The 23963-nt window shown below is 40.5% G+C and carries 17 protein-coding genes; 9 read left to right on the plus strand and 8 right to left on the minus strand.

The genetic code is table 11. The features are described 5' to 3' along the window. The first annotated feature begins 53 nt into the window (after nucleotides 1-53). The 4 genes from mvk to fni are packed head-to-tail and all read left to right on the plus strand — an operon-like array spanning nucleotide 54 to nucleotide 4099. Complete coding sequence (gene mvk, locus IGI67_RS10230) at nucleotides 54-995, plus strand: mevalonate kinase (RefSeq protein WP_429957646.1); 942 nt, start codon at nucleotides 54-56, stop codon at nucleotides 993-995. Further along, nucleotides 988-1977 carry a diphosphomevalonate decarboxylase gene (gene mvaD / locus IGI67_RS10235; RefSeq protein ID WP_429957647.1) on the plus strand — a complete coding sequence of 330 codons (990 nt, stop codon included), beginning with the start codon at nucleotides 988-990 and terminating at the stop codon, nucleotides 1975-1977. Before mvk ends, mvaD begins: the two co-directional genes overlap by 8 nt. After that, entirely contained in the window at nucleotides 1978-3066 is a 1089-nt protein-coding gene (locus IGI67_RS10240; protein ID WP_429957648.1) for a phosphomevalonate kinase, read from the plus strand. Beyond that, on the plus strand, nucleotides 3056-4099 hold the full coding sequence (gene fni / locus IGI67_RS10245; RefSeq protein ID WP_429957649.1) for a type 2 isopentenyl-diphosphate Delta-isomerase: 1044 nt from the start codon (nucleotides 3056-3058) through the stop codon (nucleotides 4097-4099). Before IGI67_RS10240 ends, fni begins: the two co-directional genes overlap by 11 nt. A 79-nt stretch (nucleotides 4100-4178) precedes the next feature. Here the strand turns inward: fni and IGI67_RS10250 are convergent, their stop codons facing one another. From IGI67_RS10250 to tgt, 5 genes are all read right to left on the minus strand, one after another. Beyond that, on the minus strand, nucleotides 4179-4652 hold the full coding sequence (locus IGI67_RS10250) for a hypothetical protein (protein ID WP_429957650.1): 474 nt from the start codon (nucleotides 4650-4652) through the stop codon (nucleotides 4179-4181). A gap of 249 nt (nucleotides 4653-4901) precedes the next feature. Beyond that, nucleotides 4902-7502, minus strand: a complete 2601-nt coding sequence (gene adhE / locus IGI67_RS10255) for a bifunctional acetaldehyde-CoA/alcohol dehydrogenase (RefSeq protein ID WP_207107540.1) — start codon at nucleotides 7500-7502, stop codon at nucleotides 4902-4904. A 265-nt stretch (nucleotides 7503-7767) separates the two neighbouring features. Then, nucleotides 7768-9375 carry an MSCRAMM family protein gene (locus tag IGI67_RS10260; protein WP_429957651.1) on the minus strand — a complete coding sequence of 536 codons (1608 nt, stop codon included), beginning with the start codon at nucleotides 9373-9375 and terminating at the stop codon, nucleotides 7768-7770. A 280-nt stretch (nucleotides 9376-9655) separates the two neighbouring features. After that, complete coding sequence (gene yajC, locus IGI67_RS10265) at nucleotides 9656-10021, minus strand: preprotein translocase subunit YajC (protein WP_207107538.1); 366 nt, start codon at nucleotides 10019-10021, stop codon at nucleotides 9656-9658. Between the two features lie 86 nt (nucleotides 10022-10107). After that, the gene (gene tgt / locus IGI67_RS10270; RefSeq protein ID WP_207107537.1) at nucleotides 10108-11253 is read right to left on the minus strand and encodes a tRNA guanosine(34) transglycosylase Tgt; all 1146 of its coding nucleotides are present in this window, start codon (nucleotides 11251-11253) and stop codon (nucleotides 10108-10110) included. 402 nt (nucleotides 11254-11655) lie between these two features. On the opposite strand from tgt, the gene adhE (IGI67_RS10275) reads away from it, so the two are divergent. Further along, on the plus strand, nucleotides 11656-14259 hold the full coding sequence (gene adhE / locus IGI67_RS10275) for a bifunctional acetaldehyde-CoA/alcohol dehydrogenase (RefSeq protein WP_429957652.1): 2604 nt from the start codon (nucleotides 11656-11658) through the stop codon (nucleotides 14257-14259). Nucleotides 14260-14334: 75 nt separating this feature from the next. On the opposite strand, the gene IGI67_RS10280 is transcribed toward adhE (IGI67_RS10275), so the two are convergent. Both IGI67_RS10280 and queA read right to left on the minus strand, forming a co-directional pair. Continuing rightward, complete coding sequence (locus IGI67_RS10280) at nucleotides 14335-16977, minus strand: cation-translocating P-type ATPase (protein WP_429957653.1); 2643 nt, start codon at nucleotides 16975-16977, stop codon at nucleotides 14335-14337. A gap of 615 nt (nucleotides 16978-17592) precedes the next feature. Next, the gene (gene queA / locus IGI67_RS10285) at nucleotides 17593-18624 is read right to left on the minus strand and encodes a tRNA preQ1(34) S-adenosylmethionine ribosyltransferase-isomerase QueA (protein WP_429957654.1); all 1032 of its coding nucleotides are present in this window, start codon (nucleotides 18622-18624) and stop codon (nucleotides 17593-17595) included. Between the two features lie 465 nt (nucleotides 18625-19089). Between queA and IGI67_RS10290 the strand changes: the two genes are divergently transcribed. The 4 genes from IGI67_RS10290 to IGI67_RS10305 are packed head-to-tail and all read left to right on the plus strand — an operon-like array spanning nucleotide 19090 to nucleotide 22491. Then, entirely contained in the window at nucleotides 19090-20262 is a 1173-nt protein-coding gene (locus tag IGI67_RS10290) for a betaine/proline/choline family ABC transporter ATP-binding protein (RefSeq protein ID WP_207107533.1), read from the plus strand. Between the two features lie 2 nt (nucleotides 20263-20264). Further along, a complete protein-coding gene (locus IGI67_RS10295) occupies nucleotides 20265-20900 on the plus strand; it encodes an ABC transporter permease (protein WP_207107532.1) in 636 nt (211 codons plus the stop codon). Between the two features lie 3 nt (nucleotides 20901-20903). Next, complete coding sequence (locus tag IGI67_RS10300; protein ID WP_207107531.1) at nucleotides 20904-21821, plus strand: osmoprotectant ABC transporter substrate-binding protein; 918 nt, start codon at nucleotides 20904-20906, stop codon at nucleotides 21819-21821. A 7-nt stretch (nucleotides 21822-21828) separates the two neighbouring features. Continuing rightward, complete coding sequence (locus tag IGI67_RS10305) at nucleotides 21829-22491, plus strand: ABC transporter permease (RefSeq protein ID WP_207107530.1); 663 nt, start codon at nucleotides 21829-21831, stop codon at nucleotides 22489-22491. A gap of 45 nt (nucleotides 22492-22536) precedes the next feature. Here IGI67_RS10305 and IGI67_RS10310 read toward each other — a convergent pair whose 3' ends face one another. Continuing rightward, entirely contained in the window at nucleotides 22537-23955 is a 1419-nt protein-coding gene (locus tag IGI67_RS10310; RefSeq protein ID WP_429957655.1) for a glycoside hydrolase family 1 protein, read from the minus strand. Nucleotides 23956-23963 lie beyond the last annotated feature (8 nt).

Below are 23963 nucleotides of genomic sequence, written 5' to 3' on the forward strand. Positions count from 1 at the left end.
ATGTATTTTCTTTGGGAAAATAATTACTCTAAAACGAAATAGGGGTTTTTTTAATGAAATCGATTGGCACGGGTTATGCCAGCGGGAAAATCATATTAATGGGAGAACATTCGGTTGTCTATGGAGAACCGGCGATCGCCTTCCCATTTTCCGGAACAGGTATCCAAGCGACGATTCGCGCAAATAAATTAGAGTCCTGGATCGAATCCAGCTTCTTTCACGGACCGCTTTCAGAAGCTCCAAACACGATGCGAAACGTTACAGTCCTGCTTTGGTATTTAGTTAAACACTTTAGAATTCCAGAACCATTTTATTTGAAAATAGAAAGCTCCATCCCGGCAGAACGCGGAATGGGCTCAAGTGCAGCAGTTGCTGTCGCTATAACACGTGCTGTCTTTGATTGGATGGAAGAACCGGCAACACAGGAGAAGGTTCTGCATTTTGTAAACCAAGCCGAAGCAGTTGCTCACGGAAACCCTAGCGGCATCGATGCAACAACAATCAGCGGCACTGAACCAATCCTTTATCAAAAAGGAATCGGCTTCCAGCCTTTCCAATTAAATATGGATGCTTTTTTAGTCGTTGCCGATACAGGCATCAAGGGACAAACACGCAAAGCAGTCAAAGATATTGCAAAATTAATGGAGCTGCGTCCCTATGAAACGAACAAACAAATGCGAATGTTAGGCAAGCTGACTAACCAGGCGCAACGGGCAATTTCACAAAATCGTCCGCAAATTTTAGGTGACTGCATGAATCAGGCTCAAAGCTTACTGCGGTTATTAGGAACCAGCAACCGTCATCTAGACCATTTGATCGAAACAGCCTTAGAAAATCACGCCTTAGGGGCTAAATTAACTGGCGGAGGTCGTGGCGGTTGTATGATCGCGTTGGCCGAAGACGAAAAAAGCGGGCGTCAGCTGCAACAGATCTTGTTAGATGCTGGCGCGCGCAATACTTGGATCGAAGGGTTAGGTGTGTACGCACATGTTTAGCGGCAAAGCTCGAGCTTATACCAATATCGCCTTAATTAAATATTGGGGCAAAGAAAATCAAGATTTGATCATTCCAATGAATAACAGTTTATCACTGACCTTGGATGCTTTTTACACAGAAACATGCGTAACTTTTTCAGAGGACATAACGGAAGACCTCTTCTATCTAGATCATCAATTGCAAGATTCGAAAGCGACCCTCAAAGTGAGTCGCTTTCTTGATTTAGTGCGGTCAAAAGCAGACTGCTCCTTGCACGCAGTTGTCAAAAGTCAGAACTTTGTCCCTACTGCAGCTGGTTTAGCTTCCTCTGCCAGCGGCCTAGCTGCTTTGGCTGGAGCTGCCAGCGCAGCGCTAAATTTGACCCTTTCACCAGAAGAGTTATCCCGCTTGGCTCGTCGCGGCTCCGGTTCAGCCTGCCGCAGCATTTACGGCGGCTTTGCAGAATGGCAAAAAGGGGACTCTGACGAGACTTCTTATGCGACAAGCATTCCCAGTGATGGTTTCGAAAATGACTTAAGCATGGTTTTCGTAGTCGTTAATGATGCTCAAAAAGATATCTCCAGTCGTGACGGTATGCAGCGAACAGTTGAAACCTCCGCTTTTTACAATGGCTGGCTGCAAACCATATCACAGGATTTAGCAAAAGCCAAAAAAGCCATCGCAACCAAAGATTTTACAGCTCTTGGAGAAGTGACCGAAGCCAGCGCCTTGAAAATGCATGGAACAACATTGGCGGCAACGCCGCCCTTTACCTACTGGTCTGCAGAAAGTATGAAGGCCATGAATCTTGTTCGTCACTTTAGAGAGAACGGCTTGCCTTGCTACTTCACGATGGATGCTGGACCAAATGTCAAAATTTTGGTTGAACGGAAAAATGAAGCAGCTCTATTAAACGCCTTAAAGGATCAGTTTAATGCACAACAGATTGTTGTCGCTCATGCTGGACCCAAAATTGAAATTTTGACAGAGGAGGAAGCATAAATGATCGAAGCGACTGCACCAGGGAAATTATACATTGCCGGCGAATATGCGGTAGTGGAACCGGGACACCCGGCGATCATCGTTGCGATTGATCAATTCATTTCAGTCTCTATCGGCCCCGCAAAAAAAAGCGGAAGCATTCAATCAGCTCAATACAGCGACATGCCGATTCGTTGGACACGACGAAAAAATGAATTAGTATTAGATATTCGCGACAATCCCTTCCATTATATTTTAGCGGCGATTCATTTCACTGAAAAATTCGCTCAAGAAAAAGGAAAGAAACTCGCTTTCTTCGACCTGAAAGTAACCAGTGAGCTAGACAACTCTAATGGCCGAAAATACGGATTAGGCTCCAGTGGTGCGGTGACCGTTGCTACAGTTAAAGCACTAAACGCGTTTTATGAACTAAACCTTTCACAGCTAGAATTATTTAAATTGGCCACCCTTGCTCATTTAAATGTCCAAGGTAATGGCTCTTGCGGCGATATCGCAGCAAGCTGTTACGGCGGCTGGTTAGCTTTTTCAACCTTTGATCACGACTGGGTATTAAATAAATTGGCCACTGAAAAAATGACCACCTTGATTGAAAGTGATTGGCCAAACCTGCAAATTGAACCTTTGCAAGTACCAGAAGATTTACGGTTGCTGATTGGTTGGACTGGCAGCCCAGCTTCAACTTCTGATCTCGTGGATCAAGTGCATCAATCTCGAAACGAAAAGAAAACTTCTTATGAAAATTTTTTAAGCGACAGTAAAGCCTGTGTTGATCAGATGATCCAAGGCTTCAAACACAATGATATCGCCTTGATCCAAAAAATGATTCGCAAAAATCGAAGCTTGCTCAATCAATTAACTAGCCTGAGCAACGTTTCGATTGAAACGGAAGAATTAAAACGATTGAATGATCTTGCCGAAAAATATGGCGGTGCCGCAAAATCTTCTGGTGCCGGCGGAGGCGATTGCGGGATCGTAATCGTCGACAAGCGTGCGGGGATCTTACCTTTAATGAGTTCTTGGGAAAAAGCCGGTATTACACCATTGCCCTTACACGTCTATCATCTTACGGAGGATCGCCATGAATCGTAAAGATGAACATGTTTCTCTAGCACGAGCCTTTCATCAAAAACCGAAGGAAAATGACTTCGATGCCATTCACTTAATGCATTCTTCTTTGGTAAACACTCGATCAGAAGATATTGATCTAAGTACGGAAATTCTTGGGTTAAAGCTCAGCGTTCCCTTTTATATCAATGCAATGACTGGGGGCAGCGAAAAGACTAAAAAAATCAACCATGATTTAGCCATCATTGCTCGTGAAACGAACTTAATGATGGCCACAGGTTCAGTCAGTGCAGCTCTAAAAGATCCTAATGTTGCGGACTCTTATACAGTCGTTCGTGAAGTGAATCCTAACGGCTTGATCTTAGGCAATATGGGGGCCGGCAGAACAAGTGACGATGCAAAGAAAATTGTTGACCTGCTCCAAGCAGACGGGATGCAGATTCACCTAAATGTCCCCCAAGAACTTGTGATGCCCGAAGGCGATCGTGATTTTCATGAATGGTCTAAAAATATCGAAGAAACGATTCAACAATTAACCGTTCCTGTAATCGTTAAAGAAGTCGGCTTTGGTATGAACAGAGAGACTATACAGCAATTACAAGAGTTGAATGTCAAGGCTGTTGATGTATCCGGACGCGGCGGCACAAGCTTCTCTCAAATCGAAAACGCCCGCCGGAAAAAACGAGAGCTGAATTATCTAGATGACTGGGGCCAATCAACTGTCATCTCGCTTTTAGAAGCTCAAAAATTCGATGATTTGACGATTTTAGCTTCTGGCGGAATACGCGATGCTTATGATATTTTTAAGGCTCTTTGCTTAGGAGCAAAAGCCGTTGGGATCTCTGCCACAATCCTAGATGAGCTAATCAGTCATGGGATCGACGGTGCAGTCGAAATGATTGAAGACTGGAAAACCCAGCTTCAGCGTTTATACTTGATGACCGATAAATCCACAACTGCTGATTTAATCCACAATCCAATCATTCTTTCCGGTTCACCAAGAGATTGGTGCCAAGCTCGAGGAATTGATTATAAGAAATTAGCAGTACGCCACTAACCAAAAACTTGAAACAGCAAATAAGCGGGTGAGATCATTCGATCTCACCCGCTTATTTGCTGGTCCTTCAGCTGTATTTTTATCTTCTAAGCAACCGTTGAAGCCAATTTTTCTTTTCACCGATTCGGATGTTTCCACTGATTTTCTTGGCATCTAGCATGGATTGGAAAAAAATATTGTCTTGCAGCAGCAGTTGATTAATAACCTGCAAACGTCTTAGATGTTTTTTCTGATTTTCATCAATTTTCAAATCTTCTGGTAAATTTTTAGTTACCTCAAGTCGAGCATAGTCTCTTTGAACAAGCTTCATTAATTCATATTGCTGTGTCAAAAGACGATTGATTTGTTTGATTTCAGGCAATGTCACAGAAACTTTAGAATCCGAGGGAGCCAACCGATTCAACGCAGCAACATAATCCTGCATATCTAACATAAAAATATGGTTTGATTTACTTGCCATTAATTTCTTTTCATTCGCTAAATAGTCGATTAGTGCACCTAATCGTGCATTTGATTCACCTAGTTCTTTTATCTCTCGTTTCAGTTTCTCCATGCCTTCGTACCCTTCCTCTTATCCTAATTCTAGTCTATCGTTTTTCACAGACTATAACAATCAAAGAGGTTCATTTTATCTAAAAAAATTGAATGTTTTAAATGAAAACAATTGAAATTATTTTTTTCTAAAAAATATGTAAATTTTCTCTGAATACTCGTGAATCATACTTATTCACTGCAATCAGCTATCCAGACTTGCTCAAATTATTAAAAAAGAGCCCTCATAATGAGGACTCTTACTTTCGCTTTAAGCTTTGTAATCGTAAGCAGTTACGATGATTTCTTTCAACTCGCTGATCAATGGTTCTTTCGGATTAGCTGTTGTACATTGGTCTTCGTAAGCTAACTCAGCCATGCGATCCACGGTAGAATCTAATGTTGCTTGAGTCACGCCTTGTGCCTTCAAGTTCATTTCGATACCGCAAGTTACACCTAAATCATAGATAGCAGTAATCAATGCTTCTACTAATTCCGCAGTCGTGTTGCCTTTCAGACCTAAGAACTTCGCGATATCAGCGTAGTCTGTGTCTGCACGGAAGTAGTCATATTTAGGGAACATTGCATGTTTTTGAGGATCTTTGGCATTGTAACGGATGATATGAGGCAATAGAATTGCATTCGTACGTCCGTGAGGAATACCATATTCTCCACCGATCTTATGTGCTACTGAGTGACAAATTCCCAAGAATGCGTTCGCGAATGCCATACCAGCCATAGCTGAAGCGTTATGCATTTTTTCACGAGCTTCTGGATCAGCTGTTTTTACTGATTTCTCAAGATTTTCAAAGACGATCTTAATTGCTTGTAAGCTTAGGCCACGTGTATAGTCAGATGCCATAACCGATACATAAGACTCGATCGCATGTGTTAATACGTCCATACCAGTATCAGCAGTTACTGAAGCAGGAACAGTCAGAACGAATTGTGGGTCAACGATTGCCACATCTGGTGTCAATGCATAGTCTGCTAATGGGTATTTCACGTGTGTTTCACTGTCGGTAATAACAGCAAATGGTGTTACTTCGGCACCTGTACCAGAAGTAGTTGGGATACATACTAATTTTGCTTTTTCAGGTTTTGCAATTCCGTAAGTCCGTTTGCGGATATCCAAGAATTTTTGTTTCGCGCCGAAGAATGAAGTATCTGGGTGTTCAAAGAACATCCACATGCCTTTCGCCGCATCCATTGCAGAACCACCACCAAGAGCAATTACTGTATCTGGTTGGAAATCATTAAACATTTCTAAACCTTTATAAACGGTATTAGTTGAAGGGTTAGGCTCTACATCTGAGAAGACTTCAACCTTCACGTCGTTTTTACGACGACCTAATACTTCGCGAACGATGTCTGCATAACCAAATTGAACCATTCCTGGGTCACAAACTAACATTACACGCTCAACGTTTTCCATTTTTGTCAAATACAATAGAGAGTTCTTTTCGAAAAAGATTTTTGGTGGTAATTTAAACCATTGCATATTATTTCTCCGTTTCGCTATAGTTTTAACATTGATTAAGTTAATAGCAGATACGTTCTTAGATACTGAGTTCTTACCGTATGAACCACAACCAAGAGTCAATGATGGGATCATTTCATTATAGATATCACCGATACCGCCTTCAGCAGATGGTGAATTTACTAAAATACGGCAAGCTTTCATACGCAAACCAAATTTCACTTGTAAGTCTTCATCTTCAGTATGGATAACAGCTGTATGTCCTAGTCCGCCTAATTCAAGCATCCCTTGGCAAAGATCAAATCCGTGAACGTGATCATTCGCTTTGATCATTGCTAAAACTGGAGACAATTTTTCACGAGACAATGGATAGTCAGCACCAACACCATCTAATTCTGCAATCAGAATTTTTGTGCCTGCAGGAACTTTGATACCTGCACGTTGTGCGATATCTTCAGCTGAATGACCAACAATCGCAGGATTAACTGCATATTTGCCTTCGTTCATTACAGCGTCTTCTAATCTCTTCAATTCTGCTTTCTTCACTACATATACTTGGTGTGCTTGGAATTCTGCTTTCACTTCTTCGTAGACTTCTTTGTCAACGATGACTGCTTGTTCAGAAGCACAAATCATACCATTATCAAATGATTTTGATACGATCAAATCATTTACTGCACGTTTGATTTTTGCCGTTTTTTCAATGTATGAAGGTACGTTACCAGCACCTACACCTAAAGCTGGTTTACCAGTAGAGTATGCTGATTTAACCATTCCTGGTCCGCCAGTCGCAAGAACGATTGCCACGCCTGGATGATTCATTAACATTGATGTTGCGTCGATCGATGGCTTTTCGATCCATTGGATACAGTTTTCAGGAGCGCCTGCTGCGATTGCAGCATCACGAACGATACGTGCAGCTTCAGCTGAACATTTTTGAGCACTTGGGTGGAATGCAAATACGATTGGATTCCCTGTTTTCAATGCGATCATTGCTTTGAAGATCGTCGTAGAAGTTGGGTTAGTTGTTGGAGTTACCCCACAAACAACACCGACAGGACCGGCAACTTCGATTAAGCCTTTTTGCTTATCTTCACCGATTACGCCAACTGTTTTATCATGTTTGATGCTGTTCCAGATATATTCTGATGCATACATGTTTTTGATTGCTTTATCTTCGACAATCCCACGACCGGTTTCTTCAACCGCCATTTTTGCCAACATCATGTGTTTGTCTAGTGCTGCCATTGCCATTTCGTGAACGATATGGTCAACTTTTTCTTGATCGAAATCTTCCATTTCTTTCAGAGCAACATTTGCTTTTGCCGCTAATTCATCAATCACTTGCTCAACGCTGATTGCGTCTTTTTCCTTTTCAATCGCTTTAGCCATGTGTATCCTCCTAAAAATTTTTGTGTTACTTTTCACATACACATCATACAACACCAATAAACGTTTGTAAATAGTTTTTGTGATTTTTTTCACACCAAATATATTTATTAACAAATGCCATCATATCAACACTTAGAGAACATCTGTTTTTATGGTATTTTGAACTCATAAAAACGGTGCCAAAGAACTTTTTTCACAATTGTTTTTAGTAAAATAGTAAAAGAAGAAGCTGATCAGCAGAAAATTGCCGATCAGCCTCGTTTTTTTATCTTCTTTTTCGATACAACAGCATAACTCCTAGCAAACTATAGCCTAACACTGAAAGTAATCCACTTTCTATTGTCCCTGTTTTAGGATACTGCTTTTTTATGGAAGAAGATGTGGTTTTGCTTGTTTGTTCGTTGCTGGATTCTTTCGTTGTCTTTATTTCTTCCGAGGATGTCTGACTTACTGTAGACGTGTTCCCTTTTTTCGTATTCTCCTTTGTTAAGGTTATTACTTTTTTCTTCTTAGAGAAAGTAAAATTTATCGGTTCGCTGTCCAGCTCGTATCCTTCTGGCGCGCTCCTCTCTATCAAGGAATACTTTCCTATTGGCAAAGGATTAATGTGAAGCAGACCACTTTCATCCGTAATCAGTTTCCTGCGAAGATACATTTTTTCACCTTGTTCATTGTTTAATTCAAATTCAGCACCTTGAAGTTTTTCCCCTGTTACTGAATCTATCTTAGTTAAATTGATTCCCTCCTCATTAGACCTCTCAGCAGTCTTTTCAGCAGAGGAAAAGGTTGCGGTCTTTTTAGGCGCCGTTTGATCAGCTCTTTGATTTGCGTCTGCGTCTCCAATCACGATCTGTTTGTCTTCGTTTTTAATCTGAGGGATTACTCTTCTAGGCACTTGCGCTAAATTATCCAAGAGCTGCTCCTTCAATGCTGTTTGATTGAATATCGTAAAACGGACCGTTTGATGATTTTCTATTTGATAATCATACTGGCCGCCTTCTCCGATACCACCAGTGATTACTGTTAGATACTCGGGATTAGGTATTTCACGAAGCAAGTAGCTATGATTATCCTTTAGAATCGAATACCATCCTGTCGCACCAATATTTCCTTCAATTTTTTCTAAATAGCTTCCTTGAATTGTTTTACCTTTATAAAACACAATTTTGACTCTCTCACCTTTTTGAACTATTTTTCTTTCTGTGATTCCGTAAGCGATAGGTTGCTTTAAATTTGCTTTATCAACGATTACATATTCAAAATTTCTAGAATCTGTCAAACTGCCGACACCCGCTATCTGGGTCTCTGCTTGGATCCGTTCAGCAGCTTTGGGATTGAGCTCGGTGATTTTCAATTTTGGTATGTTCGCTGCTCCATTCCCGCCAGCACTGATTCCCTCACCTGCTTTTATCGCTCTCATCTTAATTGCTAATTTGAAGTTTTTCAGCTCTATTTGATCAGCGCCATTTTCATTAATAATTACTCTAAAATGATCTCCCATTAAAGAAACTTGTCCAATGACCTCCTCAGTCTCAGGTTCTTTCAGCTGTATCGGCGAACGTTGCTCCTCCGCTTGAAAATAGCGTGCATCTGGCAAAGTAATGATAAATGTATCTCCTGAACTGATTTCATCCATTTCTTCTTGAGCGATTTTCAAAGAATAACTCACATGAATGCTATCATTCACCTGAATAGCGTTTTCCTCTGAAAGCTTGCTTCCATCAGCCCTTATCAGTTCCATTCCCAGAATACTTATCTTATCTGTAATATCTTTTGCACCTGACGAGACTATCGGACGTACCATGACAACAGCGATCATACACGTACACATCAGGAAAAGAATCATACAGATAGCCACTCTATTTTTCTTCATTTCTTCCCCTCCAGTACCATCCTTTTCAGTTAAACACTCAACGATACTTTACTTCAGCTACTATTCTTGTTTTGCTACATCTATTCCATAAAATACTGCTCTTTTTATTTTCTCAAAATATTTATTAAAACAGAGGTGATTCTTGAAACTTTATATGCCTAATTTTTTACTCACACTAAGGAATCTGGTTTTTAAACGACATGCTGATTCATTATGACCACAAAAAAAGGCGCGTATAAATACGCACCTTCCTTAGACAATTTTAAGTAAGCTATCGCTCCTACTTATCGTCGGTTTTATCTTCTGGTTTTTCTTCAGTTACTTCTTCAGCAGCAATTGTTTCAGGCTCAACAACTTCTGTTTCCACAGGAGCGGCTGTCGGACCTACACCAGATTTGACAGTTCTAATTGAAGAGCGGTCAAATACTAAGAAAATACCTTCACAGTCCAAGGTAACCGTCTTGTCGCTATTGTTGATTTCAGAGATTACACCGTGCAATCCGCCAATAGTTACGACCCCATCTCCTACTTTCATTGCATCTAATAAACTTTGACGCTCTTGCTGTTGTTTTTTCTGAGAACGGTTCATCATAAAGAACATCCCTAGCATCAACACAAGTAAGATAATCATTGAAAAGTTTCCCATTTTTAAATTTCCCCTCGCAATCTTAGTAATTCCACTTTTAACTGTAACAAAGTTTCCATTCTTACACTAGCGTTTTTATCTATCCTTTAAAAACTTTTTGCGTTTTGCTTGTTAAATCCGTATTCCTCGAAAAACGCTTGACGAAATTCCAATAAATTATCATCCATGATCGCTTGACGAACTTGTTTCATTAAATTGATCAAAAAGTATAGATTATGATAAGAGGTTAAGCGAATTCCAAAGGTCTCATCACAATGAATCAAGTGGCGAATATAAGCACGCGTGTAATTGCGGCAAGTATAGCAATCACATTTTTCATCTAACGGACGGAAATCATGAGCATACTTCGCATTTTTAACGACTAAACGCCCTGCAGATGTCATGCAGGTTCCGTTACGAGCAATACGTGTAGGTAATACACAATCAAACATATCAACACCGCGAATCACGCCATCAATCAATGAGTCAGCTGCCCCAACTCCCATTAAGTACCGAGGTTTGTTTTCTGGAATCAACGGAGTCGTGAACTCTAAGACGCGATTCATCTCTTCTTTTGGTTCTCCTACGGAAAGTCCGCCAATAGAATAGCCTGGAAAATCCATGCTAACTAAATCCTTGGCACTCTGACGGCGCAAATCCTCAAATCCGGCTCCTTGGATGATACCAAATAAGCCTTGTGTTGTGGGGTTAGCATGAGCTTTTAAGCCACGTTCGGCCCAACGAGATGTGCGTTCAACAGATTTTTTAACATAATCATAGCTTTCATCAAATGGCGGACACTCATCAAAGCTCATCATAATATCTGAGCCTAATTTGTTCTGAATATCAATCGCTTTTTCTGGCGACAAAAACATTTTTGAGCCATTTAAGTGATTTTTAAAATGAACGCCCTCTTCGACGATATTTCGCATATCTGCTAAAGAAAAGACTTGGAAACCGCCAGAATCAGTTAAGATCGGCTGATCCCAGTTCATAAACTTGTGCAAACCGCCTGCTTCAGCAACTAAATCCTCTCCAGGACGCAGCCAAAGATGGTAGGTATTACTCAAGATGATACCAGCACCCATTTCTTTTAATTCCTCAGGCGACATTGTTTTTACAGTCGCTAGTGTTCCCACCGGCATGAACATTGGTGTCGGGAACGTCCCATGGGGCGTAATAATCTCTCCAAGACGTGCTCCTGTATGTTTTTCTTTCTTTATTAAGCGATAAGAAATGGCAGGTTCTGTCATTTAATTTCCTACTTTCTTCTATATATGTATGTGTTTGCAACTTGTATCATGATACTGGTTTTAACCTGCTTTTGCAACTTTCTATTGAGGGTTTAAGACTTCTGTAAATTAAGAAGACTCTTACTTGTTCAACAAAATACAAAGACAGCATTTTTTCATTATTTTCAAATAAATAAATCATCAATACATTTTACTGTTCAGTAATTTTTATAATTTCAAAATACCAGCTTTGTCCACAAAGACTATACCAAAACAGAATAACTAGAATAGTCCAATAAGTTATATCATTTAATTTTCACTTATAAAAAGCATTGTGAAATAAATATTTATTAAAATAAAGCGTTTACATGTCCGGGTATACCAATTACGATGAATGTGTTAAAAAATATTAGGAGGGAAAAAATGGTTAAAGCAACTGACGAGAAAAAGAAAGAATCAATCGATGTTGAAGCCATGATCAATGAGCTAGCAACAAAGGGAAACGAGGCTTTAAAAGTTTTAGCACGCTTTGATCAAGAAAAAGTGGACCAAATTGTTCACGAAATGGCGATGGCCGCACTAGACAAGCATATGCTGTTGGCTAAGATGGCGGTAGAAGAAACCGGTCGCGGAATTATTGAAGACAAGGCGATCAAAAATATGTACGCTTCTGAATATATTTGGAACAATATCAAACAAGATAAGACCGCCGGGGTGATCTATGAGGACAAGCAAAAACATCTTGTTCAAATAGCTGAACCAGTAGGCGTTATTTGCGGTGTAACACCTACGACCAATCCAACATCGACTACTGTTTTTAAATCACTCATCGCGATCAAGACTCGGAATCCAATCGTCTTCGCCTTTCACCCAAGTGCGCAAAAGTGTTCTGCTGAAGCTGCTCGGATCGTACGAGATGCAGCAATCGCAGCAGGCGCTCCAGAAAACTGTATCCAATGGATTGAGCAGCCTTCGCTTGATGCAACCCAAGGCTTAATGAATCATCCAGGCATTGCGATCGTTCTAGCAACAGGCGGCGGAGCCATGGTGAAATCAGCTTACTCAACCGGAAAACCCGCTCTAGGTGTAGGTCCAGGAAACGTTCCATCATACATTGAAAAAACAGCCAATATAAAACGGGCAGTCAACGACTTACTTGTTTCAAAAACATTTGATAACGGTATGATTTGTGCCTCTGAACAGGCGGTGATCGTCGATAAGGAAATCTATGAAGAGGTGAAAAAGGAATTTCAGGCACATCAAGTGTACTTTGTTAAGAAAAACGAACTACGCCAGTTAGAAGCTGTCGTAATGAATGAAGGTAAATATGCCGTTAATCCCAAAATCGTCGGCCTATCTGCAAAAGCGATCGCTGATCTAGCCGGTATCGGCGTTCCAGAAGGAACAAAAATGTTAATAGCTGAGATTGATGGCGTCGGTCCTGATTATCCATTATCTCGTGAAAAATTATCTCCTGTTCTAGCAATGATTAAATCGAATAATACCGGGCACGGTCTTGATTTATCTGAAGCAATGTTAGAATTAGGCGGTTTGGGGCATACCGCAGTCATCCATACAGAAGATGCCAATGTTGAGTTGGATTTCAGTCTCCGTATGAAAGCCTGCCGGATCTTGATCAACTCCCCATCATCTGAAGGCGGTATCGGAGACATTTACAACGAGTTAATTCCATCACTCACATTGGGATGCGGTTCTTACGGAAAGAACTCTGTTTCTCATAACGTATCTGCCCTTGATTTGATCAATATCAAAACTGTAGCGAAACGGAGAAAAAACATGCAATGGTTTAAGCTTCCACCAAAAATCTATTTTGAAAAAAACTCTTTGTTGTATTTGGCTCAAATGGAAAATGTGGAACGCGTCATGCTTGTTTGTGATCCAGGAATGGTCCAATTTGGCTATGCCGATATTGTCAGAGAAGCTCTTGGAAGACGCAAAAATGATGTGAAGGTGGAGGTATTCTCTGACGTTGAACCAAATCCTTCAACTAATACCGTTTATAAAGGTTTGGAAATGATCATTAACTTCCAACCAGATACAATTATCGCCCTCGGTGGAGGATCTGCAATGGATGCAGCGAAAGGTATGTGGATGTTCTTTGAACACCCAGACACATCATTCTTTGGCGCGAAGCAAAAGTTCTTAGATATCCGTAAACGAACTTACGGTATCAAGCCGCCGGAAAAAACACAATTAGTCTGTATTCCAACAACTTCGGGTACAGGTGCTGAGGTTACGCCATTTGCCGTTATTACTGACAGTGAAACACACGTGAAATATCCTTTAGCCGATTATGCGTTGACACCAAATGTAGCGATTATTGATCCACAGTTTGTCCTGACATTGCCATCTTCAATCGCTGCTGACACTGGCATGGACGTGCTGACTCATGCAATCGAATCCTACGTCTCAGTAATGGCTTCAGATTATACTCGCGGATTAAGTTTGCAAGCAATCCAAATCGTCTTTGATTATTTAGAAAAATCTGTAAAAAATGGCGATGAGGAATCTCGTGAGAAGATGCATAATGCTTCTGCTATGGCTGGTATGGCGTTCGCCAATGCCTTCCTAGGTATCTGTCACTCCATCGCTCATAAGATTGGCGGTGAATATGGGATTCCTCATGGACGTACGAATGCAATCCTATTGCCGCATATCATCCGTTACAATGCCAAAGATCCGCAAAAGCATGCGATGTTCCCTAAATACGACTACTTCCGTGCTGATTCAGATTATGCGAATATCGCGAAATTCCTAGGTCTAAAAGGAAAAACAACGGCTGAATTAGTTGAAGCTTTAGCTGCTGCTGTATATGAGCTAGGCGTATCGGTCGGTATCGACATGAGTTTAAAAGCTCAAGGTGTGACACAGGAAAAACTAGCTTCAACAGTTGACCGAATGGCTGAACTAGCTTACGAAGACCAATGTACGACAGCAAACCCTAAGGAACCATTAATTAGTGAACTAAAAGAAATAATCGTTACTTGTTACGATTACCAACCGTAAATAATAGATGGCAAAAAACCTTCGATGATTGCGTTGAATCATCGAAGGTTTTTTTATTCACGGCTTGAATATGCTTTAAATATTTTCTGGATCTACTTCTGGCGCTTTATGGAATTTAATCAACTCATTCACGATGATTGGTACAATCGAAAGCAAGATTGCAATAATCCAATGATTCATACTGATTGGCACTAAATAAAATAATTCTTGGGTTTGTGGAATCAAAGCAATTGCCGTCGTAATACCCAAAGCTAACCAAGCCATTTGGGCCAATGATTTATTCGTTGCCAAATCAATTTTGAAAATAGATTTGCTGCTTCGTACATTAAAAACATGAAGGATAGAAGAATATGCTAAGACTAAGAATGCTACAGTTTGCCCGACTTCTGAGCTTGGTGGTGTAAAGTAGCTAATGTGCTCAACAAATGCTCCTACGTAAAAACCAAGCAAAGTAACTACCGTAAAGACTGCTGCATTCAAGCCAATCTTTTTCCACAATCCGCGCGCAAAGATGCCTTCATCACGAGGGATCGGGGTTTCATCCATGATACCAGCCTCTGCCGGTTCTCTCCCTAAAGCAAAACCTGGCAGTCCATCCGCTACTACATTCACAAACAATAGTTGAACTGCAGTAAATGGCGCGCCCCAACCTAGCAGCATCGCAATGACTACGATAAAAATTTCTGAAATATTACAGCTCAATAAAAAGTTGATCGCTTTGCGTATTCCCTGGTAAACGGAGCGCCCACGTGCTACTGCATCAACGATCGTCGCAAAATTGTCATCGGTCAGCACCATATCAGCAGCACCTTTTGCTACGTCCGTCCCAGTAATCCCCATAGCACAACCAACGTCGCTTGCCTTTAAAGCTGGCGCATCATTGACTCCATCACCTGTCATAGCTACAACTGCACCTGTACGCTGCCAAGATTTAACGATACGAATTTTATCTTCTGGCGTCACTCGCGCATAAACAGATAAATCTTTAACGCGGCCGTCTAACTCGTCATCGCTCATTTTTTGCAACTGGGCACCAGAAATTGCCTCTTTACGGCTCTTCATGATTCCTAATTCTTTCGCAATAGCTCCGGCAGTAACTACATGGTCGCCGGTAATCATCACTGTTTTGATGCCTGCCTTTTTAGCACGTGCAATCGCCGCCTTTGATTCTGGACGCGGCGGATCGATCATACCAATCAGCCCCATCAAACGCAGATTTTTTTCCAACGCTTCTGGAGTGATTTCCTTTGGTTCTTCTTCATGGATAGCATAGCCCACAGCAATAACTCGCAAGGCTTTCTTCCCAAATCGATCATTGACAATAGCGGCCTGATCAACATCTCCATAATGGAATTTTGGCAATAATACATCAAAAGCGCCTTTAGTAATAGAGATAAATTTCTTTCCACGCTTATGTACAGTCGTCATCATTTTTCGATCAGAATCGAAAGGAATCTCACCAATTCTCGGATATTTTTCTTCCAGCTCAGCTTTTGTATGATAATTTTCTTCTACCGCGCGAACGATCGCCGCCTCTGTGGGATTTCCCTTGATCTCTAACTCATTGTCATCATTCTCCACCATAACATCGGTACACAAAGCAGCAATGCTTAGAACCTCCATCGCTTCTTCTGTCATACCTTCCTCAGTATCAACAACAGAATCCCCGTGAGTCCAAACTCGACGAACACGCATTTTATTCTGCGTCAATGTGCCAGTTTTATCGGAACAAATTACATTTGCTGATCCTAATGTTTCTACGGCTGGTAATCTGCGAATAATCGCATTTTTCTGCGCCATCTTCTGCACACCATAGGCTAATGTCAAGGTTACAATAACAGTCAATGTTTCAGGAACAGCAGCAACCGCCAAGGAAATCGCAGTGATAAACATGTCTAACATTGGTTCGCCTTGCATCTCTCCAATGAAAAACACAAAAGCCGCAGCTGCCAAAGCGATCAAACTAATTCGTTTTCCTAACTGATTTAATCGTTTTTGCAGAGGTGTTTTTTGGTTTTCATCACTATTTAAAAGACCAGCAATTTTTCCCATTTCAGTTTTCATGCCTGTCGCGGTAACAATCGCCTTTCCGCGACCATTTACTACCGTTGACCCTTTGTACAGCATATTTAGACGATCACCTAAAGCGGCTCCATCCTCACCTATGTATTCAGGATCCTTCATAACCGGTTCGCTTTCACCTGTCAAGGCAGATTCCTCTACTCGTAATTGTGAAGCTTCTATGATCCTGGCATCTGCAGTAATCATTGAACCCGATTCGAGCAGTAATGTATCTCCCGGCACCAGTTCTTCCGCATCGATCTCCTCTTGCTTTCCATCCCGCATGACAGTGGCTGTCTGCTTATTCATATCTTGCAGCGCCGATAATGCTTTTTCTGCATTTCCTTCCTGCACGATAGCCAAAACTGAATTGATTACAACGATCGCGATAATTAAAAAGCTTTCGAAATAATCCCCATGATCAGTCGCTATTGCAGTATAAAGAGAAATAACTGCTGCAACCAATAAGATGATCGTCGTGAAATCTGTCAGACTATGAAAGAACTTTTTTGTCAGCGATTCCTTCGCAGCCTCTTCAAACTTATTTTTACCGTTATTTTTTATTTGATCCTTCACTTTCATCCCCGTCAAACCATTAGTCGAATCGGCATCATATTCACTAATCACGGTATCTACTTTCTCTTTGTAGGGTTCCATCCCACTCCTCCTTTTGTTATAAAAAAACTGTCTATATTTTTACTATAACACAGAAAAGTAGATGAACTCAAAGCATACACCTTGTCTTTTCGTCAAAAAGAAACAAATTTGAACATTCAAAATAACTAGGTGTAATCGCTTCCAAATTAGATTCAAGTGTGCTATATTATAGATACAAGGAAGGAGGAACTTAGATCATTCGAAGGATTTCTCGATAAGAAAGTAGAAAAAAGTAAACAGTAAAATTGTTAGTAATACAGGATTCACCAAAAAGTTGTCAAGAGTGTACGTGTGAAGTATTTCCTTATAAATAGTGAATGCGTATCCGAGGTTGAGTAGTACATCAAACACACAAGTAAAAAGATACGTAAGTAAGAAAAGTTTCTTAAAACTGAATAAAAGTGAAAACGTAGTAAAAACAAATATTTATGTTTATAGTCAAGAAATTCATGTAATACTTTGCATGTATCATAAAAAGTAATATAAATTCGAATGAACTAATCCTTCCGATATTCTAAGAGCCAGGCAATCGAGAGCCTGGCTTTTTTGTTTGCACTCGATTTGACCATCATTACAAAGAAAAGTCAACGAAATATTCCGTTGACTTTCCTTCTGCTATTTTACAAACATTGCATCGCCAAAACTAAAAAAACGATAGCGTTCTTCAATTGCATGCTGATAAGCAGCTAATGTCTTTTCACGTCCAGCAAAGGCACTCACTAACATCACCAAAGTGGATTTTGGCAAATGAAAGTTTGTTGAAAAGTCTTGGACAATTTTAAACTCATAGCCAGGTGTGATAAAAATATCTGTCCAGCCACTATCCGCTCGAATCTCACCATCAAATTTTGTCCCAATGGTTTCTAACGTACGAATTGACGTGGTTCCAACAGCAATGATTTTTCCGCCATTATCACGGACCTCATTCAGTTGCGTTGCGGCCTCCTCCGTCAAACGGTAAAATTCACTGTGCATCTGATGTTCCGAAATATTATCCACACTGACTGGACGAAATGTGCCTAATCCGACATGCAGTGTCAGGTAGACGAGCTTCACACCTTTAGCAGCGATTTTCTCTAATAACTCTGGTGTAAAGTGTAAACCGGCAGTTGGCGCCGCTGCGGAACCATTCTCCTTCGCGTAAACCGTTTGATAGCGTTCAGGATCTTCCAAGCGTTCCTTTATATAAGGCGGTAACGGCATTTCACCTAATGACTCAAGATTTTCTAAAAAGATTCCTTCATAAGAAAATTCTACGATCCGTCCACCGTGTTCCAGTTCCTTCTTCACTTCTGCTCGCAATCGACCGTCACCAAAAACGATCTGAGTACCTACCTTAGCCCGGCGCGCAGGCTTAATCAATGTTTCCCATTCGTCCCCTTGCGTGTTGTTTAATAATAGTACTTCTAAATGGCCTCCGGTTTCTGGCTTCTCGCCATACAAACGAGCCGGTAAAACTCGTGTGTCATTCATCACTAAAGCATCCCCAGAATGCAATTCATCAATGATCTCATCAAAATGTTTATCTGCAATTTGACCAGTTTCCCGATCTAAAACCAATAAACGCGAACTATCACGCTTTTCTAGAGGGGTTTGGGCAATTAATTCTTCTGGCAAATCGAAATCAAAATCTTCTGTAGTTAACATAGCTTCTCCTCTTTTCCTCGGCTATTCTATCATGGGAAGCATACAAAGAAAAGTCTGTTGCTGTTCATTCAAGCTTGCCATCAAATTAAAAAAGTTCTCATTTTTAGGAAAATTTTCCTGTGAATCTATAAAATCGTTTTTTTAATTCTTCTATTTCTACCACTACATGTAAAATTAGGTGATAAAAGATTAATATAAAAGTTATTTTATCCTCCTTAAAAAGAAGCATACTTTTTTTGAAAATGACTACAAACGAGCGACTCATTTGCTTTTTAAACTCTTCTTGTAGCATACTAAAATTATAAGTCTGTTAAATTTTTTACATTTAAGATACCAAAATCCCATTTAAATGATGAATTTCGTGAAATCATACTATGGATATCGACTTTTTTGAGTAAATGACCGTCCGTCCAGCTTTCGCGTTAGTAAAATTTGACAGACAAAACAGGAATAGGAGTGCAAAAAATGATTGAGTTTGACCACGTTTCTAAGATTTATAATGGAAACAAAGTAGCAGTTGAAGACATCAACCTCTCTTTTGATAAAGGAGAATTCATTTGTTTGATTGGTACCAGCGGCAGCGGAAAAACAACGACCATGCGAATGATCAATCGAATGATCGATCCGACAAAGGGAACGATCAAGATTAACGGTGAAGACATCCAAAAGAAAAATCCCGTTGAATTACGTCGTCAGATTGGTTACGTCATTCAAAATATCGGACTAATGCCACATATGACGATCCGCGATAACATTACTCTTGTACAGCGTTTGCTAAAAATAGACAAAGAAGAACAAAACAAAACGGCAGAAAAAATGATCGATTTAGTCGAGCTGCCGCGCGATATGCTTGATCGTTATCCTCATGAATTATCAGGTGGACAACAGCAGCGAATCGGTGTCGTTCGTGCACTTGCTGCTGACCAAGATGTCATTTTGATGGATGAACCTTTTGGTGCTCTTGATCCAATCACCCGTGACTCTTTGCAGGATCTTGTGAAAGACTTACAAGAACGTTTAGGCAAAACCATCGTTTTCGTTACTCATGACATGGACGAAGCGCTGAAATTAGCTAACCGAATCGCTATCATGGACAATGGGAAAGTGATTCAATTTGATACACCAGAAAATATCTTACAGCATCCAGCAAATGAGTTTGTAGAAGAACTTTTAGGCGAAGATCGTCTGCTGCAGGCAAAACCGGATACAACAACGGTTGGCGAAATCATGATGCATACTGCCGTTTCAATTACACCGGAAAAGAGCTTGCAAAATGCAATTCGCTTGATGCGGGAAAAACGGGTAGATACATTATTAGTAGTAGATGAGGACAATGTCTTAAAAGGCTTTGTAGATGTTGAAACGATTGATCGTGAGCGTCGGCGTGGGAAAGCTACCAGCATCGGTGATATTATCAATCCGAAAGTCTTCTATGTAAAAGAGGCTGCTTTAGTACGTGATAGTTTGCAGCGGATTCTAAAACGCGGAGTAAAATATGTCCCTGTAGTAGATGACAGCAATCATCTTGTCGGTATCTTAACGAGAGTGTCACTAGTGGATATCATCTATGATGTGCTTTGGGGCGAGGAAGATACTTTCGGAGATGCAGCTGAGAGCATAACCAGTGAGGAGGCGTAATCATGCAAGCATTCATCAATGAATATGGTGGGCAAATGCTGACAAAGAGCGCTGAACATTTATATATATCTGCCATTGCTTTAGGTCTTGGGATTTTAGTCGCCGTTCCTTTAGGCATCGTCCTAACGCGACTGCCGAAAATCGCAAACTTCGTGATTGGAATTGCCAGCGTTTTACAAACAGTTCCTTCACTAGCATTATTGGCCTTAATGATCCCTTTCTTTGGAGTAGGAAAATTTCCTGCGATTATTGCCCTGTTCATTTATTCACTATTACCAATTCTGCGAAATACTTTTATCGGAATGAAGAATGTCGATCGGAATTATCGTGACGTCGCTAAAGGAATGGGAATGACTAATCTGCAATCAATCTTTACTGTCGAATTGCCAATTGCCATTCCAACGATTATGGCTGGGATTCGTTTGGCTGCTGTATATGTTATCGCATGGGCAACTCTAGCTTCCTACATTGGAGCAGGCGGCCTAGGTGATTTAATTTTCAGTGGATTAAACAACTTCCAACCGCCTTTGATTCTTGCTGGAACTGTGCCTGTCATCTTAATGGCGTTGATTGTTGACCTATTATTAGGTTTCTTAGAAGACCGTATGACTCCAGCAGCACTGAGGGGGGAGGAGTAAAGCATGAAAAAAATAAAAATGCTCGCCTTACTTGGCCTGTCGCTTCTATTTTTGAGCAGCTGTTCTTTTCCTGGTCTAGCTTCTAACGATAGTGAAAATACAATCGGGATCACCGGAGGAATTACTTCTGAGACACAAATTTTGGCAAACATTGTTTCAGGAATGGTCAAGCATTACACAGACTTAGATACGACAATTATCAATAATCTGGCAACTACGACCATCAATCATCAAGCTATGATGAACCAGGATGCGTCAATTTCGGCTGCCCGTTATACCGGAACGGATTTAACGACTACTTTGGGGCTGCCAGCAGAAAAAGACCCTAAAAAGGCTTTTGATACAGTTAAAACAGAATTTGAAAAACGATATCATCAAACCTGGTTTTCTTCCTATGGCTTTGATAACACCTATGTTTTTCTAGTTCGTAAAGACACTGCTGAAAAATACAACTTGAAAAAGGTCAGTGATTTGAAAAAGCATGCCGGCGAATTAAAAGCAGGTGTTGATACTGCTTGGATCACGCGCGAAGGTGATGGCTATGATGGGTTTAAAGAGACCTATGGATTTGAATTCTCATCGATCCTACCAATGCAGATCGGCTTGGTATATGATGCCGTTGATGCGGGAAAAATGGATATTGTTCTAGGGTATTCGACCGATGGACGGATTGCCAGCTATGATCTTGTCATGTTAGAAGATGATCTACATTTCTTTCCGCCTTATGATGCCGCAGCCATTGCCTCTGATGAGGTCTTGAAGAAGAATCCTAAGATCCGTACAGCTTTGAAACGGTTAGAAGGAACTATTACTACGAAAGAAATGCAGAAACTGAACTATCGTGCCGATAATGATTTAGTAGAGCCTTCTGTTATTGCCGAAGAATTTCTAAAACAACACAATTATTTCGAAAAGGAGTGAGCCGAAAATGGAAAACATGAATACGTTCCAACAATTTATTGATTATTTCCAAACAAATGGTGCCTATGTTTTCAGTCAATTTGTGCGTCACTTCCTGATTTCGATCTATGGGGTGCTGTTTGCAGCAATCGTGGGGATTCCAATCGGTATCTTCATTTCAAAACATTATAAATTGGCTAACTGGGTGATTCGAATTGCTAACGTTATTCAAACAATTCCTTCCCTAGCTATGATCTCGATTTTAATGATCGGTTTGGGATTAGGTGTCAATGTTGTCATTTTAACAGTCTTTCTGTATTCATTACTGCCGATCATCAAAAATACCTATACTGGGATGCGTCAGGTTGACAAAAATGCCTTAGACGTTGGTACCGGAATGGGAATGACGTCATGGCAGCGCCTATATATGATTGAGCTGCCACTTTCCGTATCGGTCATCATGGCTGGTATTCGAAATGCCTTAGTAGTTGCTATTGGTATTACAGCAATTGGAGCATTTGTTGGTGCAGGCGGTTTAGGCGATATCATTATCCGCGGAACCAACGCAACAGACGGCACTTCCTTGATTTTAGCTGGGGCATTACCTACAGCTTTAATGGCGATTATGACTGACTGGATTTTAGGAATCGTAGAACGTAAATTAGATCCAGCTACTAAAACAAGTAAATAAAAAAAATCTTCAAATCATCTAACCATGATTTGAAGATTTTTTCGTTTATTTAAACACGGCTATATCATCAATGAACAATTTCCGTTCATCAATTAACGAGCGATACCAAAATGCTGATTTTTTTAACGATCGTGTTCGCTGCTTATCTAATTCAATCCGAACTAGTCCATAGCGATTTTTAAAAGCGTTCATTGGGGAAACGCAATCGGTAAACGCCCACAGCATGTATCCTTCACATGTCGAGCCATCTTCAACGCCTCGCAGCAAATGATAAAGATGCTGTGAAATGAAGTCGATCCGATAATCGTCCTGTACGATACCTTCCTTATTTTTGTATAATTCCTCCTGCTCTCGTCCCATCCCATTTTCCGTAATCAGCCACGGTATTGCCCGATAATTATTTTTTAGATACATCGACATATCGTACATAATCTCCGGATAAATTTCCCAGCCACGTGAGTTATTCATTCGCTTTCCAGGTAGATCGAATGATTCATAATATTTTTCTGGATGGAACGGAGTTTGATCATTCCATTTATATCTAGGCGCTCGCACTCGTTTAGGATAATATTGATTGATCCCAAGGAAATCAACAGGATTGTTCTTAATGACCGCAAGTTCCTCAGCGGTCGGATCAAAATAAATTCCATGCTCTTTACAGATATCGATCAATTCTTCAGAATATTCTCCATTGATCATTGGATCAAAAAAAATTCGATTAAAAAATAAATCATACATTTTTGCCGCATTCTGATCTTCTGGGGAACTGGAGCGTGGATAAACCATTTCTGGATTCAAGATACAACCTATCCGTCCGCCGTTTTGTTTTTTATGATAAAGTTCAACTGCTCTAGCAGTCGCCAAAGCTTTATGATAATTCCACAGCATCCATTTTTTGGTATTCTGCTCATGCGGCCAGCGAACAGCGTCTAAATAGCATCTCGTCTGTACAACGATTGGTTCATTAAATGTAAACCAATTTTTTACTCGATCACCATAGCGCTCAAAAGCGATTTGTGCATATTGGACATAAAGCTCTAAAACATGCTTAGAAGACCAGCCGTCATATTTATCCATCAAGTATTTTGGAACTTCATAATGTTCCAAACAGATCATTGGCTCAACTCCTGCTTCAATCTGTTGATCAATAACCGTGTCAATGTGTTTTGCATATTCCTCATCTACGATTAAATTCTCGTAATCCGTAAAAAATCGTGACCAGTTAATTGACGTTCTGTAGTGGGTTAAGTGAATTTCTTTCATCAAGGCAATATCTTTATCATAATTTTCTATGAAATTTGTCGCTACCCCCGGACCGTACCCTTCATGCCATACAAATCGTTCATTTTTATACCAGCTATCAATAAAGGAATCTTGCCCTTCCCTCTTGCCTTTCCAACCTTCTGTTTGCCATGCAGATGATGCTGCTCCAATCACAAAATCTTTCGGTATTGAAATTTCCATTATTTTTC

The organism is Enterococcus sp. AZ196, from assembly GCF_050498845.1.
Classification (GTDB): domain Bacteria; phylum Bacillota; class Bacilli; order Lactobacillales; family Enterococcaceae; genus Enterococcus_A; species Enterococcus_A murrayae.

Excerpts from the sequence above, each read along its gene's own strand:
- mvk (WP_429957646.1), top strand. The coding sequence starts at position 54 with ATGAAATCGATTGGCACGGGTTATGCCAGCGGGAAAATCATATTAATG.
- mvaD (WP_429957647.1), top strand. The coding sequence starts at position 988 with ATGTTTAGCGGCAAAGCTCGAGCTTATACCAATATCGCCTTAATTAAA.
- IGI67_RS10240 (WP_429957648.1), top strand. The coding sequence starts at position 1,978 with ATGATCGAAGCGACTGCACCAGGGAAATTATACATTGCCGGCGAATAT.
- fni (WP_429957649.1), top strand. The coding sequence starts at position 3,056 with ATGAATCGTAAAGATGAACATGTTTCTCTAGCACGAGCCTTTCATCAA.
- IGI67_RS10250 (WP_429957650.1), bottom strand. The coding sequence starts at position 4,652 with ATGGAGAAACTGAAACGAGAGATAAAAGAACTAGGTGAATCAAATGCA.
- adhE (WP_207107540.1), bottom strand. The coding sequence starts at position 7,502 with ATGGCTAAAGCGATTGAAAAGGAAAAAGACGCAATCAGCGTTGAGCAA.
- IGI67_RS10260 (WP_429957651.1), bottom strand. The coding sequence starts at position 9,375 with ATGAAGAAAAATAGAGTGGCTATCTGTATGATTCTTTTCCTGATGTGT.
- yajC (WP_207107538.1), bottom strand. The coding sequence starts at position 10,021 with ATGGGAAACTTTTCAATGATTATCTTACTTGTGTTGATGCTAGGGATG.
- tgt (WP_207107537.1), bottom strand. The coding sequence starts at position 11,253 with ATGACAGAACCTGCCATTTCTTATCGCTTAATAAAGAAAGAAAAACAT.
- adhE (WP_429957652.1), top strand. The coding sequence starts at position 11,656 with ATGGTTAAAGCAACTGACGAGAAAAAGAAAGAATCAATCGATGTTGAA.
- IGI67_RS10280 (WP_429957653.1), bottom strand. The coding sequence starts at position 16,977 with ATGGAACCCTACAAAGAGAAAGTAGATACCGTGATTAGTGAATATGAT.
- queA (WP_429957654.1), bottom strand. The coding sequence starts at position 18,624 with ATGTTAACTACAGAAGATTTTGATTTCGATTTGCCAGAAGAATTAATT.
- IGI67_RS10290 (WP_207107533.1), top strand. The coding sequence starts at position 19,090 with ATGATTGAGTTTGACCACGTTTCTAAGATTTATAATGGAAACAAAGTA.
- IGI67_RS10295 (WP_207107532.1), top strand. The coding sequence starts at position 20,265 with ATGCAAGCATTCATCAATGAATATGGTGGGCAAATGCTGACAAAGAGC.
- IGI67_RS10300 (WP_207107531.1), top strand. The coding sequence starts at position 20,904 with ATGAAAAAAATAAAAATGCTCGCCTTACTTGGCCTGTCGCTTCTATTT.
- IGI67_RS10305 (WP_207107530.1), top strand. The coding sequence starts at position 21,829 with ATGGAAAACATGAATACGTTCCAACAATTTATTGATTATTTCCAAACA.
- IGI67_RS10310 (WP_429957655.1), bottom strand. The coding sequence starts at position 23,955 with ATGGAAATTTCAATACCGAAAGATTTTGTGATTGGAGCAGCATCATCT.